The 16,635-nt window shown below is 47.5% G+C and carries 11 protein-coding genes; 3 read left to right on the top strand and 8 right to left on the bottom strand.

The features are described 5' to 3' along the window. The first annotated feature begins 18 nt into the window (after window positions 1-18). Together IEX60_RS08975 and IEX60_RS08970 are read left to right on the top strand one after the other, a co-directional pair. Window positions 19-1,491 carry a CotH kinase family protein gene (locus IEX60_RS08975; protein WP_188749701.1) on the top strand — a complete coding sequence of 491 codons (1,473 nt, stop codon included), beginning with the start codon at window positions 19-21 and terminating at the stop codon, window positions 1,489-1,491. Between the two features lie 67 nt (window positions 1,492-1,558). After that, on the top strand, window positions 1,559-3,112 hold the full coding sequence (locus tag IEX60_RS08970; RefSeq protein WP_188749699.1) for a DUF4832 domain-containing protein: 1,554 nt from the start codon (window positions 1,559-1,561) through the stop codon (window positions 3,110-3,112). Here IEX60_RS08970 and IEX60_RS08965 read toward each other — a convergent pair. The 7 genes from IEX60_RS08965 to IEX60_RS08935 all read right to left on the bottom strand — a co-directional run bounded on the left by IEX60_RS08965 (window position 3,109) and on the right by IEX60_RS08935 (window position 14,379). Further along, on the bottom strand, window positions 3,109-4,383 hold the full coding sequence (locus IEX60_RS08965) for a metallophosphoesterase (protein ID WP_188749696.1): 1,275 nt from the start codon (window positions 4,381-4,383) through the stop codon (window positions 3,109-3,111). The two genes, IEX60_RS08970 and IEX60_RS08965, sit on opposite strands and share 4 nt — an antisense overlap. Before the next feature lie 87 nt (window positions 4,384-4,470). Then, the gene (hemH, locus tag IEX60_RS08960) at window positions 4,471-5,499 is read right to left on the bottom strand and encodes a ferrochelatase (RefSeq protein ID WP_188749694.1); all 1,029 of its coding nucleotides are present in this window, start codon (window positions 5,497-5,499) and stop codon (window positions 4,471-4,473) included. A 70-nt stretch (window positions 5,500-5,569) separates the two neighbouring features. Further along, on the bottom strand, window positions 5,570-6,418 hold the full coding sequence (locus tag IEX60_RS08955) for a 4-hydroxy-3-methylbut-2-enyl diphosphate reductase (protein ID WP_188749692.1): 849 nt from the start codon (window positions 6,416-6,418) through the stop codon (window positions 5,570-5,572). A gap of 103 nt (window positions 6,419-6,521) precedes the next feature. Continuing rightward, window positions 6,522-8,432, bottom strand: a complete 1,911-nt coding sequence (locus IEX60_RS08950; RefSeq protein WP_188749691.1) for a RagB/SusD family nutrient uptake outer membrane protein — start codon at window positions 8,430-8,432, stop codon at window positions 6,522-6,524. A 17-nt stretch (window positions 8,433-8,449) separates the two neighbouring features. After that, window positions 8,450-11,548 (bottom strand): SusC/RagA family TonB-linked outer membrane protein, encoded by a 3,099-nt coding sequence (locus IEX60_RS08945; protein WP_188749841.1) that lies wholly within the window; start codon window positions 11,546-11,548, stop codon window positions 8,450-8,452. A gap of 536 nt (window positions 11,549-12,084) precedes the next feature. Further along, a complete protein-coding gene (locus IEX60_RS08940) occupies window positions 12,085-13,506 on the bottom strand; it encodes a Gfo/Idh/MocA family protein (RefSeq protein ID WP_188749689.1) in 1,422 nt (473 codons plus the stop codon). Between the two features lie 21 nt (window positions 13,507-13,527). Next, the gene (locus IEX60_RS08935; RefSeq protein ID WP_229717487.1) at window positions 13,528-14,379 is read right to left on the bottom strand and encodes a ThuA domain-containing protein; all 852 of its coding nucleotides are present in this window, start codon (window positions 14,377-14,379) and stop codon (window positions 13,528-13,530) included. Window positions 14,380-14,441: 62 nt separating this feature from the next. Between IEX60_RS08935 and IEX60_RS08930 the strand changes: the two genes are divergently transcribed. Continuing rightward, window positions 14,442-15,449: a LacI family DNA-binding transcriptional regulator gene (locus tag IEX60_RS08930; protein WP_188749687.1), complete on the top strand. Its 1,008-nt coding sequence runs from the start codon at window positions 14,442-14,444 to the stop codon at window positions 15,447-15,449. 17 nt (window positions 15,450-15,466) lie between these two features. Here the strand turns inward: IEX60_RS08930 and IEX60_RS08925 are convergent, their stop codons facing one another. Further along, entirely contained in the window at window positions 15,467-16,228 is a 762-nt protein-coding gene (locus tag IEX60_RS08925) for a DUF6807 family protein (RefSeq protein ID WP_188749685.1), read from the bottom strand. Window positions 16,229-16,635 lie beyond the last annotated feature (407 nt).

The following is a 16,635-nucleotide window of genomic DNA, read 5'->3' as shown; positions in this document are numbered from 1 at the left end:
TACGAATCTGACAAGATTATGATGAAGAACTTACAATTCAACAGGCTTGTCTCGTGGATAGCACTCTCGGTTTTTTCTTTCCTTTTTGTTTCCTGTGAAAAGGAGAAATTAGCACCTAAAATATTTACCGATACCGAAATTGCAAAACTTCCGGATAAAACGGTTTTCAAACTCGGAGAGACACCAGATTTCAGTGGTTTGGAGGTATCCGAAGTCTATACCGACAGTACAAGAAAGCCAACCTCCCATTACAAAACAGAATGGACAGGGAACATATTCAAAAAAGGGTCATCCAATGTGACCGTCCGGGCACGCGACCGCGAGGTAACGTTTCAAATCACCTTCTCCGACGAACTGATCGAAACCGGGCTTCCTGTCCTGTACATCGAGACAGAGAATGAAAAAGCGGTCGATTCGAAAGATGAGTATGTCAACGCCAACCTGATTATCAAAAAAGAAGGGGAAACAATTTCAGAGAACTCACTGAGAATAAAGGGAAGGGGAAACGCTACATGGAGCTATCCCAAGAAACCCTATAAGTTGAAATTGGATACAAAGACCTCCATTTTGGGGATGGAAGAGGCAAAGGACTGGGTCCTGCTCGCCAACTACTGCGACAAGACATTGCTTCGTACCAGCATAGCCTTTCAGTTGAGCCGATTGATGCATTTTCCATGGACACCCGACGACCAATTTGTGGAAGTGGTGCTCAATGGAGAATACCTTGGAAATTACCAGATCACCGAAGCAATTGAACAGGGGAGTAACCGCATCGATATCCCGGAGCAGGGTTTTATTTTTGAGCGTGACGGATACTATGAGCAGGAGCCGAAGCACTTTGTCTCAGCATTAAGGGGTTATGGCTATTCGTTCAAGAATCCTGACCCAGAAGACGATCTAAGCGACGATCAATGGCACTATATCAAAAATTACATGGACGAGTTCGAGTCTGTACTCGCTTCGGAAACATTTGCTGACCCACAGAACGGATACCGACGTTATATTGATGAATTAAGCTTCGTCCGGTGGTTTATTTTCCAGAACATCCTCGCCAACATGGATACAAACGTCTACCTGATCAAAGCGGATATGAATGATTCAAAACTCTCCATGGGACCCGTTTGGGATTTTGAGTGGTCCATCGGAATCGGATGGTACGACGGGGTAAGGCCGAGACCTGCAGACTATTACGTCTGGCAGTCAAACGCATTCTACTACGACCGTCTCCTGCAGGATCCTCCATTTAAAGCCAAGGTAAAAGAGCTATGGAACAGCATCTCTGTAACGGCCGATATTCTTCAGCACATCGAAGAAACGAGCCAGCTCATCGCAAAATCACAGGAGTTGAATTTCAAGAGATGGGATATTATGAATGAACAAGTGGGTGTCGGAGGAATTCCGATGGGGTCGTACGAGAAAGAGGTTGAGTGCGACCGTCAGTTTTTTATCAATCACATGAACTGGTTAGCCGGTGAAATATCCAACTATTAACGTGATTTTCGGGAGACCGATTATTCAGGGTTATTATTGCAGTGTATCAGCAATCAATAGGTAAAACATGAATACCAACCGAAGGAAATTTTTCAAGACAGCAGGGTTTGCGACAGCGGGGTTAGCTACGGGGCTTCACGCCAACCTATGGGGTATGCACCCGGAAAATGATCCTGCTCGAACAACCGGTAAACCTGCGTTTGCCCCTATACGTAACTCCCATCCCACAGCGATTCATCATGCGAGACCGATAGACCATGGCGAGGCATTGGTCAATCCCGGGATGGGATGGGTAACCTATTTCTATTCCAACCTATACCAAAATTATGGATCCAAGCTGGCCCCTTCCGACACGGTCCGTTATTTCCCTGGAATGAACACGGTGTTCCTCCGGCTCCCCTGGGCTTTCATTGAGCCGGAAGAGAATAATTTTGTCTGGGAAATACTTGATACACCCGCCCAACGGTGGATCGACGACGGTGGACAGGTAGCGCTTTGTATCACGGCTACCGAGAACTGGATGGAATCGGGAACCCCCCGCTGGGTCTTCGACGCGGGCGCTGAGCATTACGAAGTGGACGGCTACCTTGAGCCAAATTACGACGACCCAATTTTCCTTGAAAAGGTGGAGAAGTTTGTCCGAATACTTGCGGAAAGGTACGACAACAATCCCCATATCGCGTATGTATTTGTGGGTCATTACGGCATGTGGGGAGAAGGGCATACCGTACTCACCACGCCGAAACACGGCCATTCATGGGGATTTGACACACAGAAGCGGATGATCGATCTTTATCGACGTCACTTTAAAAACACGCTCCTCTGTATTTCTGACGACTACGTGGGACATGATCTCAGGGGCGAACGGTTTCCGATTACCGACTACGCTTTTTCACGCGGGGTTTCTATCCATGATGACAGTATCCTCGTGCAGCCGGAACCCAACAATTGGTACCACAGCGAGATGGCCCAACTATTCTGGCCTACACTTCCCGTGGTACTGGAACATGAACACTTCGGCGGTTCGGTCGACCGGGGTGCGTGGGACGACGAGCTCCTGCTACGCGCGGTGGAGGAGTATCACGCTTCATTCCTTTCCATCCATTGGTGGCCGGATATATTCTACGAAAAGAACAAGGAGCTAATCGCCCGGATAAACCGGCGCATCGGGTACCGACTGCAGGTGCCGGAAATCAGCTGGCCATCGGTCATCAGAAAAGGGGAACCGTTTATCATCCAGAGTAAATGGGCAAACGCAGGGGTAGCCCCCTGCTATGGTGGCGGGTATCCCTGTTTCACACTCAAGGATGAAAAAGGCGGGATTGTTTCCGTACTGACCGATACCTCGTTTAACCTGAAAACCCTTCCGGTGTCCCCACCCGATAAAAAAGCAGAACAGGCGTTATCGTCGACCTTCGTCATCGCACCCGCCCATCATGACCGGAAAGGTATTTTCTCCCGTGCATGTTCGCCGGGGACATATGATTTGTACGTTTCTGTGGGGGGCCAGGACGGCACCCCGGTCTATGAACTTCCATATCCCAATAACGACGGGAAAAGACGCTATAAGATAGGCGCTATTGTCTTACAGGATTATGAATCAACCGGGACAGGCGATTAGCCCCGTCGGGGTCGTTCCCCTTTTATGAGTTCGAAAATGGTTATTTCCGGCAGAATGCCGACCCTGCCCGGATATCCGAGGAACCCGAATCCGGTATTGACATACAGTTGCTGATTGCCCTCGCGGTACAGTCCGGCCCACTCCTTGTAGATGTATTGTACCGGGCTCCACTTAATGTTGCCCATTCGCACACCAAATTGCATGCCGTGCGTATGCCCGGCAAACATCACATCCACATCGGGTCGGTCAAGTACCTGCGCACGCCAATGGGTCGGATCGTGCGACAATAACAGCTTCACCGGCATCTCTTCGGTACCCTGCAATGCGTCATCCAGCTTCGCAAATTTAGGAAACCGCTTTCCGGCCCCCCAGTTTTCGACGCCTATGATACCGATTTCCGCATTGTCTACCTTCAGTTTACGATTTTCGTTGAGCAACAGATCCCACCCCATCACTTTGTGCGTATCCTTCAGGTCACGGAGATTTTTTGCCTTTTCCGGTGAGGATTCGGGACCAAAGTGATAATCACCGTAATCGTGGTTTCCCAATGTGGAATAAACACCGAGCGGCGCCTGTACCTTGGCGAAAACATCCTGATAATCACGCATCTCGTTAGCGAGATTGTTTACCAAATCCCCGGTAAAGAAGACCACATCAGGCTTTTCCGCCAGCAGCATCTCCACCCCGCCCTGTACGGCTGTTTTATTGTAAAAGCTGCCGGAATGGACATCGGATAACTGCCCGATTTTCATGCCGTGAAACTCCCGGGGAAGATTGGGCAGGTAAAGCTTCTGCCTGCGTATACGGTAGTCATAGGCACCCGAAACGACTCCCCACCCCATCGGGGCAACAGGTAACGATGCAACAAGAATTCCGGCCTTCGTCAAGAACTCAGATCGGCTGATTCCGTTTACAGGCCGCTCAGGCAGAGGTTCCGAAGTCGCCGCTACCGGGGCCGGTTGCTCTTTTTTTGGAACAAACAGCCGTTTTAACCAAACGCCTCCCCGGCGGATGTCATCCGAAAGTAGAACCAACAGGAAAATGAACTTGCTTACAAAGGTCAGAAAAAAGGCCACCAGAATAATCGCACGGAATATCAGCGGAATATTGTAGTAAACGCTGATGAAAACACTACTTACCAATAACAGGCTATATCCCCACCATACTTTCGGAAAAGCCGGGGATGATGCCCATTTTAGCCGTGTCGAACGCAATGCCTTGTAGATGTAAAAATCTATCAAGAGCAAAATAATGGTGTTAAAAATAATCATGAATAAAATTCCTCTTTCGCTCGGTTACAGACATTTTGTCGCTTCTTTGCTCCTTCACCGGAAACTTTGTCGCCTCCGGGGCAGTATTTATATTGTCGCAGTCGACAGCTGCTGCAACCCTTTGATCCACAGCGGATGTGCATTTAGACTTTCTACCAATTGCACGTGCTCGCCGCCCAGATTCTTAAACTCTGTTGCATATTCTGTGCCAACTTCATAGATGGTTTCCAGGCAATCCGACACGAAAGCAGGGCAGAAAACAAGCAACCGCTTTTTCCCTTTTGCGGCCACATCCTTTAGTACGTCACTCGTATAGGGCTGGATCCAAGGGGTTTTTCCGAGACGCGACTGGAAACATACGGTATACCCATCCGACGGCAATTGGAGCTTTTGGGCCAACAGACGTGTCGTGGCGTAGCATTGGGCGAGGTAACAATACCGGTTATGCACGGCAATGCGCTCGCGGCAGCCCGCTTTTTCGCAATTGTGTGTGCCCGAAGCTTCCACATCCGTCAGTTGCCTCACCGGCAACCCGTGATAACTGAATAAAACGTGATCGTAGGTCTCTGGCCGGTGCTTGAGTGCATTTTCCACAAAAACATCGATCATCGCCTCGTTATCGTAGAAATCATTGACAACCGAGACCTCGGGGAAGGTATGCCAGGTCCGCATGAGTTCCATCACCTTATCGATCACGGACCCCGTACTGGCTGAAGCGTATTGGGGAAACAGCGGAATGACCCGGATACGCTCCAGATTCATCGGCTTTAGCTTTGCCAGTGCCGCGGCAATGGAAGGGTTTTGGTACCGCATGGCCAGCTCCACGTGATATTCTTCGCCAAGCGCCTCCTGCAATAACCGCTGTTGAAGCTCGCTGTAATATAAAAGCGGAGAACCTGTCTTTTCATCCCAGATGGCTTGATACAACTTGGCTGACTTGGGTGCCCGGAAAGGTGCGATAATGCCCCGCACCAGAAGGTTCCGGCGCCATGCCGGAATGTCAATCACCCGCCGATCCGTCAAAAATTCAATCAAATACCGTCTTACATCGGCTACGGAAGGACTGTCCGGGGTGCCCAGATTGATCAACAAAATTCCCTTTCTCGGTTTACTCATCGCCGGCAAAGGTACGGATTTATCCCTGCGGCCTTATATATGCGGTGCCAATTTGATGTTTAGATGACCATCAATAGCTTTCCAGCACCGCTTTCACCTGCTCCATCAGCCACATCGGGGTAGAAGTAGCTCCGCATACGCCTACGGTATCTCCGGCTTCAAAGAATTCAGGTTTCAATTCAGATGGATCGGATACAAAGTAGCTATTGGGATTATGTTTCTGGCAAACCTCATACAATACACGCCCATTGGACGATTTCTTCCCCGAAACAAACACCACCTTGTTATAGTTACGGGCAAAATCACCCAAATCTTCATACCGGTTAGACACCTGTCTGCAAATGGTGTCGTTGGCCTTCACATCGTATCCCCGGCGCATCAACTCATCCTTGATGGCATAAAACTTATCGACGCTTTTGGTGGTTTGGCTGTACAATGTAAACTGTTCCGGCAGGTCCATTCCATCTAACTCGGAAATGTCCTGGAAGACAACGGCATTGCCATTGGTTTGTCCCTGTAGGCCGATAACCTCTGCATGGCCGTGCTTGCCATAAATCAAGACCTTCTCCTGCTGGTCGAAGGAGGTTTTCACACGGTTCTGAAGTTTCAGTACGACAGGGCAGGAAGCATCGATCAGTGTGATGTTATTCTCCAGCGCAATGCGGTAAGTTTCCGGTGCTTCTCCATGCGCCCGGATCAATACTTTTTCGTTTTTCAGTTCAGGTAACTGTTCATGCCCGATAATGCGCAAGCCCTTCGCTTTAAGTCGGGCCACCTCTTCATCGTTGTGCACAATATCACCGAGGCAATATAGGTAGCCATCCTCCTCAAGAATTTCCTCTGCCATGTCAATGGCATAAACCACCCCGAAGCAGAACCCGGAATCCTTATCGATCGTTACCTGTAAATTATAGGACATCCTGCTGCAAAGATACACATAAATAACAATAGCAAGAAGTTAATGCAATACGGGCGGCCGCTCAAAAGATAGCGGCCGCCCGTGTGCCTTGCTAAACGCGGTATTAATTGCCAGCCTGAGGTCCCAAAACCGTTCCTTCCTCCGGTACCGGAAGCGGCTCTACGTTACGTTCCGCACCCGGATATCCGATGTTCTGATTAATGACACCTTTGATATTTGTATTGATCGCATTTGCGGGTACCGGCCACAAAATATGATGCACACTCACCTTATACTCGGCCCATTTATGCTTTACCCCGTGGTTGTAGAAGTTACTCCGTGCCACAACCCGATCATACCAAAAATTAACCCCCTCCTGTTTAACATTGGAGCCGGTTCCCCCAGGTCCGCTGAGGTTTTGCAAGGTATAAGTGCGGCCGCCAAAAATTTCACAGGGTTTCCCTGTTCTCGCATAGATATAAGAAATCCTAACCAACTCTATATGGCGGTTTTCTTCATAATAGAGTTCCCGGGCACGCTCGTCTAATATTTCACCGATATTGACATCACCCGCTGTCAGCGGTTCGGCTCCCGCCCGGGTACGCACTTCATTCAATGCCTCTGCCGCGAGTGCAAGTTGATCCTTCCAATAGTACGACTCAGCTAACAGAAGATACACCTCTGCAGAACGGTAAATATACCATGGCGTCTCACCACCCGCCCATTGGGTTTGTAACGGATCGGGCACAAACAGCTTATAATGCGGCCAGGAAAACCATGTTCGTATGGTGTCTTCCACACTCATACTCGCTGGCTTTTCGAAGTTTTTACCATACCACGGGCTTCCACTGGTTTTCAAACCAGGCGCATTATACCTCAAATCTTCCATGCGCCTCCAACTGTCACGGTTGCGAATACCACGCAGATCATTCGCCTCCTTATCCGCTCGCCAAATCTCATTGGTAAAATACCAGGTCGGCCGTAAACGGCCGATACCCCTACCATAGGATTTATTCAAATCCATCTCTGGGTCCGTTTCTCCGGCCGCAGGTGCGATACTTGTGCCCGTCTGTCCATCCGGTGTTTTAATATTTCCACTATTCCAAAAAGGGACGGCATTCCGCATGGTTTGAATACGATCTGAGCCTTCTTCTTCAGGATAAGAAACGACATACATCAACCCCTCCGTATTGGACATATCCAATTTCGCTTCTACACTATGCAGGTCGAACATCAAATTGGTGTTCGGTTTCCCTTGGTTCGGCGTAAAACGGTTCCGCATCAACGGATGCTTCGCAACGATCTCTTTGCCAACCGCGATTGCACGGTCAAAATCGCCAAGCACCATGCAAACCTTCATGAGTAAAACACCACATGCGGCCTTGGAAGTCCTGCCACGATCGACCACCTCGGGCACCCACTGGTAAGCAAATTCGAGGTCCTTTCTCATCCGTTCCAAAATCCCCCACCTGTCGTATGAATAGAAGTCATACTTCGGTGTTTCAATTTCCCAGTCCAAATAGGGTATATCGCCAAATTGATGTGTTAATTTGAAATAACGGTATGCACGATGGAAATAGGCAGACCCTAAAATCGCATTGCGCTCCTCCTCACTGCTAAATTCGGCATTATCAATGCGTGCGATTATGGTATTGGCATATTTAACTCCTTTATAGCCTTCATACCAATACCAGCCTACCTTCGTGAAATCCGTATGATTCAATTGTGCATCCGGTAGAAGGGCAACATCCATGTCCATTTGCGGGCCTGCCTTGTCTGTCGTCCCTTCAACGGCGACTTCTGACTGAATAATTTCTGTTAAGATGGGTGCATTGTCACCAAAGTATTCATGCCGCATGTTCCGTTCTAATGTGGTAAGTGCGGAATACATTCCCTCGGCATTGGACAATGCGATACCCGGCTCATAAAACGATAAGGGCTTGGGCGTTAGCCAATCCTCACTACAGCTTATAGCGGTAAAAGCCAGGGTCACAAACACCAAAAGTGTTTTCTTATATATTTTTCTACTGTTCATCTTCTTGTATTTTCAAGTTAAAGCGAAAAATTGATACTCAGGTTGTAAGTCCTCGGAGTAGGCATACCTCCCAAGTCGGTATTGTCATAAGACTCCGGATCACCAAATGTCCAATGAGGGGCCCAAAAAGCAACGTTACGCACGGTGGCTGATATCCGTAAATTCTGAATATTAATGGACCGAAGGAACGAGGCAGGCACTGCATAAGAAAGGGAGACATTATCCAGGCGAATAAACGATCGCGACACATAATTGGAGCCGATGTTCTTTGAGCCGATACGGCCATAGTCGTTTATTGGATTATCCGGAGTCCACCGGGGCTGTTCATAATCCGTGGCACGGTCGGCAAAATTCGCATTATTAGCAGCACGGTTGTAGGTGTCGTAATGCCCCCAATTGGAGTAGATGAAAAATGAAAAATCAAAGCTCCCGTAGCGAAAATCATTACGAAGCGACCACCGGAACCTTGGGGTTGTCCACTGCTGGAAAATCCGGTCTTCATCCGTCATCACACCATCCCCATTTTGATCCTTGTATTTAAAATCACCCGGCTGCAGCCCATAGGGTTCAGCCGCGTCTTCTTCACCCACCTGCCATACACCTATTCGCTCGTAAGACCAGATTCGATCCGGGTCCTGACCAATAAACCACCGATTCTTAATATCGTCTGCCTCACGTTGGCCGATCACGTTGCCATTGGCATCCAACACATCAACCATGTCGCCATAAAGCCGTTTGATTTCCCGACGATTAAGCATGAAGATGGCTGAAGCATTCCAATTGAATTTTTCACGCTCAATAATTCTACTGTTCAGCGCTACCTCAAAGCCTTTATTTTCCAATTCGCCAAGGTTAGCAGCGACACTGTTGAATCCAATAATCTCCGGAAGTGCGCGGTCTACTAACAGATCTAACGTGGTAGAGGTATAGAAATCCAACGCTGCCCCTAGCTTATTGTTAAACAACGAGAAATCTAGGCCGAGGTTATACGAAGATTTATTTTCCCACCGAAGCCCTAAATTGGCCATACGGTTCACATAGAGTTGGGAGTAAAGGTAGATATTCCCATTTTGATCGATATAGGGGTGTAGACCGGATGTCATATCAGAGAGTGCCTCATATTGTCCAATATCCCGGTTACCATTACGACCCCACGACAGCCGTAGTTTACCATAATCTAGCCAGCTTGATGTGCCTGCCAAGAATTTCTCATCGGAGAAATTCCATGCGAAAGCCAGCGCCGGAAAAGTAGCGCGGGGATTTTGCGCACCGAATGCCGAATACCCATCGCGGCGCACGGAGGCGGTCAGCATATACCGGTCATGTAACGAATAAAACAGTCGGGCCATCAGGGCATCACCGGTGCGGTAAGTATCGTCACTCTCATTCAACGGTACCGCCCCGGCTTGCAGACGATGCCATCCCAAAATGTCACTCGGACTATAGTTCGAAGTTGTTGCCTTTGTCCTCCAAAATTGACCCTTTTCGGCATTCTGCAACAAAGTCACCTCGAAATTATGGATATCGAATCGCTTGTTCCACCGCAAAACATTATCAATCTGCCAATTATACGTCTTCTCAAACGTACGCTCAGAACGACCACCACTATTGGTCCACTCCGGATTCTGTGACGATTCGTGATTATAATATTCCCGCCACACATACGACGGTGTGAAATTGGTTTGGAATTCGATGCCGAATGGCAATGAAATAACGCCAAAAAGTGTTGCATTCAGTGTATTGTACCGATCTACACGGTCTCGATACAAGTTATCAAAAAATGGATTCTGAGGTGTCGGGTCTCCAGTAGGTAACCGTCGGTATGGGCTGGTAGGGTCATCAATATTGTTTGATCCATAGGGTGAAATCACCGCAGATTGTGCCCAATTCGCCTGCAAGAAACCTTCGTCTCGCGCTGCAAAATTAGCATTGACACCCACACGAAGAAAAGAAGTGATTTTAGACTCCAAATTCAGTCTGGAACGTAGGTTTTTGAATCGATTACCAACAATGATACCTTCGCGGTCCACGTGATTCAATGACCAATAATAATTGATATCATCTGTTCTATTCGATACACTGACCGAGTAGTCTTGCTGAATCCCTTGCTGGAAAACAAGGTCTTGCCAATCGGTAAGGCGATTGGCCATGTAATTATCAATTTCCGGAGTTTTGAGCTCCAGTCTGGAGAGCCAAGCCCGAATAAGCTGTTCTTCCGTCACAGAAGCTACCGGGTCATTTTGGTCATAATTGTACCAAGTCAACTGATCCACTTGACTTAACTTTCGGGGATCCACAAACATTTCCGGATAATCTTGATGATATTGATCGGTACGTCTACCCATCTCATAATCATAGCGGTAAGATAGAAATTCCTCACCGGTCATTACACGGGGCATGCCTGCGTTTTCAACAAATCCCAAATTACCATTGAACGAAATTTTCGGTTTTCCTACCTGTCCCTTTTTCGTCGTAATCAATACCACGCCGTTTGCAGCCTTGGCACCATACACCGCCGAAGCACTGGCGTCCTTTAGAATATCAATGGACTGGATGTCGTTTGGATTGATGTCTGACAACGTACCGTCGAAAATAACACCATCCACCACGTGCAGTGGACTACTCCCTGCTTTCAACGTTCCCTTGCCACGTATGAGCAACGAAGCATCTCCTTTCGCGGTATTACCCTGCCCGATAATCATACCCGCAGCATTTGCCCGCAATAAATCCTGTACAGACCTCGGTGCCTGCGTTTCAAGTTTTTCCGCCTGAACAGAAGCAACAGCACCCGTCAGGTCCTTTCTTTTTGCGGTACCATAACCGATGACCACCACTTCATCGAGGTCCTGGATATCTGCCTGTAAGGTTACATCGATTACGGTACGTTGATCCACCTGAATTTCCTGCGTACTGTATCCTGTCGATGAGAAAACCAGTGTGTTTCCTCCTTCCGGCAGGGGAAGACTATAATTGCCTTGGGCATCCGTTTGTGTACCCGTACCCGTACCCTTTACCACCACTGTTACACCCGCTAAGGTAAATCCCGCGTCATTCTTAACAGCGCCGGTAACAACACGCTGAAGATAACTACTCGTAGTTAATAAATTTTCATTAATTGGGGGGGGGGGGGGGGTATTTTAACTAATAGGTAATTATGGGTATGCGCTACGGCAGAATTATCAAAAACAACAGCCGAACAGGCTCCCGACAATTTAGCTTCTAGACGCGCTATGGCCAAAAGCGGCAATAGCGCTAAAAATAATTTAGCAAACTGCATTCTCATTGGTTCATTTTTTGGTTAGAAATTAGACGAAAATCAACTGACGATTGAGCTACTCACAATCGAATTTTCCCTTTAAAATCGGTGGTACGCTAGGTAGGATACCTATTGGCACCGTCAATGATAATCCGGTTTGAAAACCCGTAAATGTGTTCCATGAAAACCTCCTTACTTAGTTCGTATTAAATTGGTGAGTTTATGCGTCGGAAGACTTTATGATCTTGTGTTGCCGACGATGTTACCTTCAAATATACAGAATGCTGACATGCTAGGATATTCCGGATAGGTTTCTTTGCTCACATAACCGACCCAAACCATGTTTTTAACACAATTCAATCGTTGGAATAATGGTTAGAATAATGTTATAATTTGTTACGCTCCTTTGACATATTCTGTTCCATATGGAAAGCGCTGTGTGCGTGACAATAGTTTATTAGCTTCTTTATCTTTCTTATACTTTTCCTTTTTTGCATTCCAATACAATTTCCTTCCCAGCTTCATGGCCGTGTGGGCGATCAAGCAGGCAGAGCCCGACCGGTGGGCAATCTCGGCATGGCTGATTGTTTGTTTGCCATCCTTTATACATTCCAGCCAGTTGGTATGCTGTTCAGGACTTTTATAAAGTTTGATTTCGTTTGGACCGATTTCTGACTGCAATATCTTGGGGTCACTTGCATTAAATGCCTTATGTGCTTCACCTCCTGCAGCAGCTGGATCAGAGGCCGTTACGCCTACGTTACCCCGTGAAACAAATATCCAGCCTTCAGTACCCTCAAACCTCACGCCATTGGGATTGGATCCGCTGATCTGCATAACCACGTTATCAGGATAAAGCATTTCTACCTCAAAATCTCCATGCACGTCCCACAGACCCGTGGTGGGAAATGTGGCACGTCCTTCTGCTTCAAGCGGGCCGGACAGCTCGGTACCCATGCCCCAATGGGCAATGTCTATGTGGTGAGACCCCCAGCCTGTAATCATACCTGCGCCAAACTGCTCACAGCGCAGCCACCCGGGGCGGGAACCGATATCTGTCTGTGAATGTACTCTATCTAATGTATAAGGTACCATGGGCGTGGAGCCCAGCCACATGTCGTAATTCAGGTTATCCGGTATCGGCATTTCGGCCGGGTTACCGCCGGCGGGGTCCCCCGGTAGTCCGATAATCACCCGCTTCAAGGTACCTATACGGCCGTTGCGAACCAGTTCACAGGTGCGGTGGAATTGAGGCCAAGGGCTAACAGACCGTTGCTGGCTCCCTAATTGGAATTTAACCCCCGTTTTCTTCACTGCATCGGCCATCATACGCCCTTCCTTGATCGTCAGAGCGGTTGGCTTCTGCAAGTATACATGTTTACCGGCAATAGCGGCTTCCATAGCGGGTTGTGCATGCCAATGGTCGGGCGTACTAATCACAATCGCATCAATATCAGTATTCGCCAGCATGTCTTTATAATCACCATAGGTTTTTACCTCCATGGATGACTTCTCTCCCTTATCGGTATAATATTTTTCAATCCAGGCTTTCCCCTGGGCCACACGCTTGGCATCCACATCTGCCACACCAATCACCCGTACATAATCGTGCTTCATCACTTCAGGCAAGTCGTGCGTCATAGCGATACGCCCAAAACCAATCTGCCCCACATGTATGCGGTTACTGGGTGCATTTTTCCCAAAGACCGACGAAGGGACGATCGAAGGAAATGCCGTGGCTGCAAATAAGGCAGCGGAGCCAGCTGTTGCCTGCTTAATGAATGTCCTTCTGTCTAAATGTTTGTTCTCACTACTCATAATCTATTATATTTATAATTTTTAACGTTCTCTTACTTCATCCTGCGGCGATGTAGCGTACGCCTTGCTATAATCTAATTTTTTACCCTTACCTATCGCCCATTTGATGCCTCCTAGAATGTGTTTTCTGAAATCCTCATCAAAATAATATTCCTTATTATGTCCAAGCGAAGTATACCAAGATCTTCCGCCGTCAAATTCATGACACCATACGGAGGGAAACACATCTCCAAACGTATCCAGTCTATTCGGGTTTTCCCCTGCTAACGTCGTAGCATCATTGACGGCTATTACATGCAGGTTAACCGCCATTTCTTTCAGGTAATAAAATTCGTCACCCCTGCTTCGCTGCCATCTTTTCTGAAGATGTGCTACCGAGGGATGATTGTGATCGACGATGTTCACCGTAAAGGGCTGGTTTTTGTCATGCCAGTAAAACTTAGCACCCAACAGCTGTTTAAACCATTTCCAATCACGCTCGGTGCCCGATGCCGAATGAATGGCAACGAAACCGCCTCCTGCTTGTATGTAACGCATGAATGCAACCCGCTGCGCATCTGTATCGAAGACCACATTATTTGTGTTAGAGAAAATCAGCACGTTATACTGCTTCAGGTTATCGTCCGTAAATACAGCCGGATCCTCACTGGCATCTACTTCAAATCCGTACTGCTTGCCCAGTTCTTTGATCGCAACAATGGAGTTAGGAATGTTGTCGTGCACATACCCTTTTCCGTTCTTGGTATAAACCAATACTTTTATTTTTGACCATTTTACCTTCTGTGCATCTGCTTGGTGAATCGATAACATCAGGATGCCTGACAGCAATGCCGTCAGCCAAGATACATGCATACTAAAAACACGCTTTCTCATATAATTGTTAGCTTTTTAATGTTATAAATATTATTTGTCTCCTTATTTGCTATTTTTACATAATGTTGAGTAAACCCGTCACTATTAAAGATATTGCTGCCAAACTGCATTTGTCGGTTTCCACCGTTTCAAAAGCATTAAGCGATTATCCGAATATCGCGGCCAGTACGAAACACCGTGTAAAAAAACTGGCGAAGGAACTGAATTACGTTCCCAACCGCGCCGCCATTTATTTTAAACAACGCAAATCATTTACCTTGGGCATCATTGTTCCCAGTCTGATGGATCATTTTTATACCATAGCACTTGACGGGTTTGAAAAAGTGGTCTCATCCCAGGGGTATCACGTGATTGTTGGTCAAAGCCATGAAAGTTTCACCCGTGAAGCCGAACTGACGTCCGTGATGCAATCCAGTTCCATTGACGGCCTGCTTGTTTCCGTTTCCAAGGAAACAAAAGAATTCCAGCATATAAAAAAGCTGGAACTTGCCGGCATACCTGTGGTTTATTTTGCCAGAAAACCGGCGATTCCATGTCACAGTGTAGTAAGCGACGTTTACCAGGCTACCATTGATGCAGTATCCCTACTTGTCTCGCGGGGTCATCGGCATATCGCTTATCTGAATGGTCCTACTTCCTGGTCAACCAGCAAAGGCCGCTTTCTAGGTTATCGCGATGGCCTGCTGCGTAATAACATTCCCTTTGAATCCTCACTGGTCAAAGAAACCAATTTCAGTGCATTGGAAACGCATACTGCAGTCAGGAAGCTGCTTCTACAGGACAATTCCCCAACCGCCATCCTCTGCTTTAAAGATTACATCATGCTGGACGTCATCAAGTGTTTCCGTCAACAATTCCCCGATAAAATCCACTCCGTAGATCTGATTGGATTCGGGGCTTTGCCTTTTTTTGATTACATCAATCAACCTCCTTTGGGCTCCATTCAGGAACAACCCTACATGATCGGCGAAAAAGCCGCCGAAATGCTGCTCGACCTTATAAAATATCCTGACAAAGAACGCACGGCACAGCAACTCTCATTACCCTGCTCGTTAAAACTTTTTGAATAGGCTTAATAGGCGTAGCGCTACATTTTCTGCACCTTTACCTCCGGCGGATGCGCGAACGATTGCCACATTGATTCCGCTTCAGATGCCGACAGCCTTCCATCGAAAACCACCAACCTATACGTTAGTGTATAAGTATGCCCTGCCATCAGCACCCAATCTTTATTTTTAGTGGGAGAGAAATTAAAAAACTGATCTCCCCTCCCGCCATTTCCGTCAAAAGGCCATACCCTGATAGGTTCGGGAAAGTTATAATTTTCCGCCCCCTGTTCGATCCGATCAAATTTGACAAAACGCACCGTACCTTTATTGCCTCCCAGGTTCCACAAATCATATTCTTTGCCGCCATAACTGATCTTCGTCCATGGGTTCCAGATGCCATAATGGTGGTAATGATCGGGAGGTTGTATACGGGTGAGCACTTTCCCGGAAGGTGTATATAGCGGATGGATGTAACCAGCCCGACCGTACAAAGGATCTACCCCTTCGGGTGGTGCTTTTACCGTATAACGATAGGTTAACAAGGGTTGCTTATCCTGCCCTTTCACCACCAAATCATCTGCCTGCTTATCGGCCGATACGAATGGCGCTTCGGTCGGTTTCCCCCTCTCAAACTCAAAGATTCGCTTTGATCCGGCGGGGGTTACGCCATCTAGCTTCCAATAAATGCGCGGCTCTGTATCGTCGATCAGTTGAAACGGCTTTTCCACCCGTTTACCTTCGGCAACTTCTATTAAACGGATTTTCTTGACAGAAACGGTTCCGAGCTCCGCGACCAGCATGCTTACCGGTAAATTAGTATGAGTAGCTGACCCTGCCGACACTTCAATCCGTATAATCGGCTTCCCAACTATACTAAATACTGAAAAGAAGGATAGTAACGCTATACCAAAAGTTTTTAACATAATTATTTGAATAGATTTATAAAATAACAGGCTCGCTGTTTCCGGTTTTAAAATTACTAAATAACGAAGATCACCGTCATAGAGAATGAACATCTCCCGTTTTGTATGGCAAAAATGGCCCCTGAATAGCTGTTCAACCGTTATACTTGTATCGCCCCATTATCGCTCGCAAGACGGCGGTTTGATACCTCTCCTCCTGATTTTGAAATACCATTGGCCCGGCCTTCGGCGGGACGTGCTACCTGCAGGGAACCAAAGTCGATCGTACAGACGGATAAGAAGCC

It is taken from the genome of Parapedobacter defluvii, assembly GCF_014642075.1.
Classification (GTDB): Bacteria; Bacteroidota; Bacteroidia; order Sphingobacteriales; family Sphingobacteriaceae; genus Parapedobacter; species Parapedobacter defluvii.
Note: the sequence above shows the minus strand (reverse complement) of the source record. Positions and strands in the feature narration are given on the sequence as shown.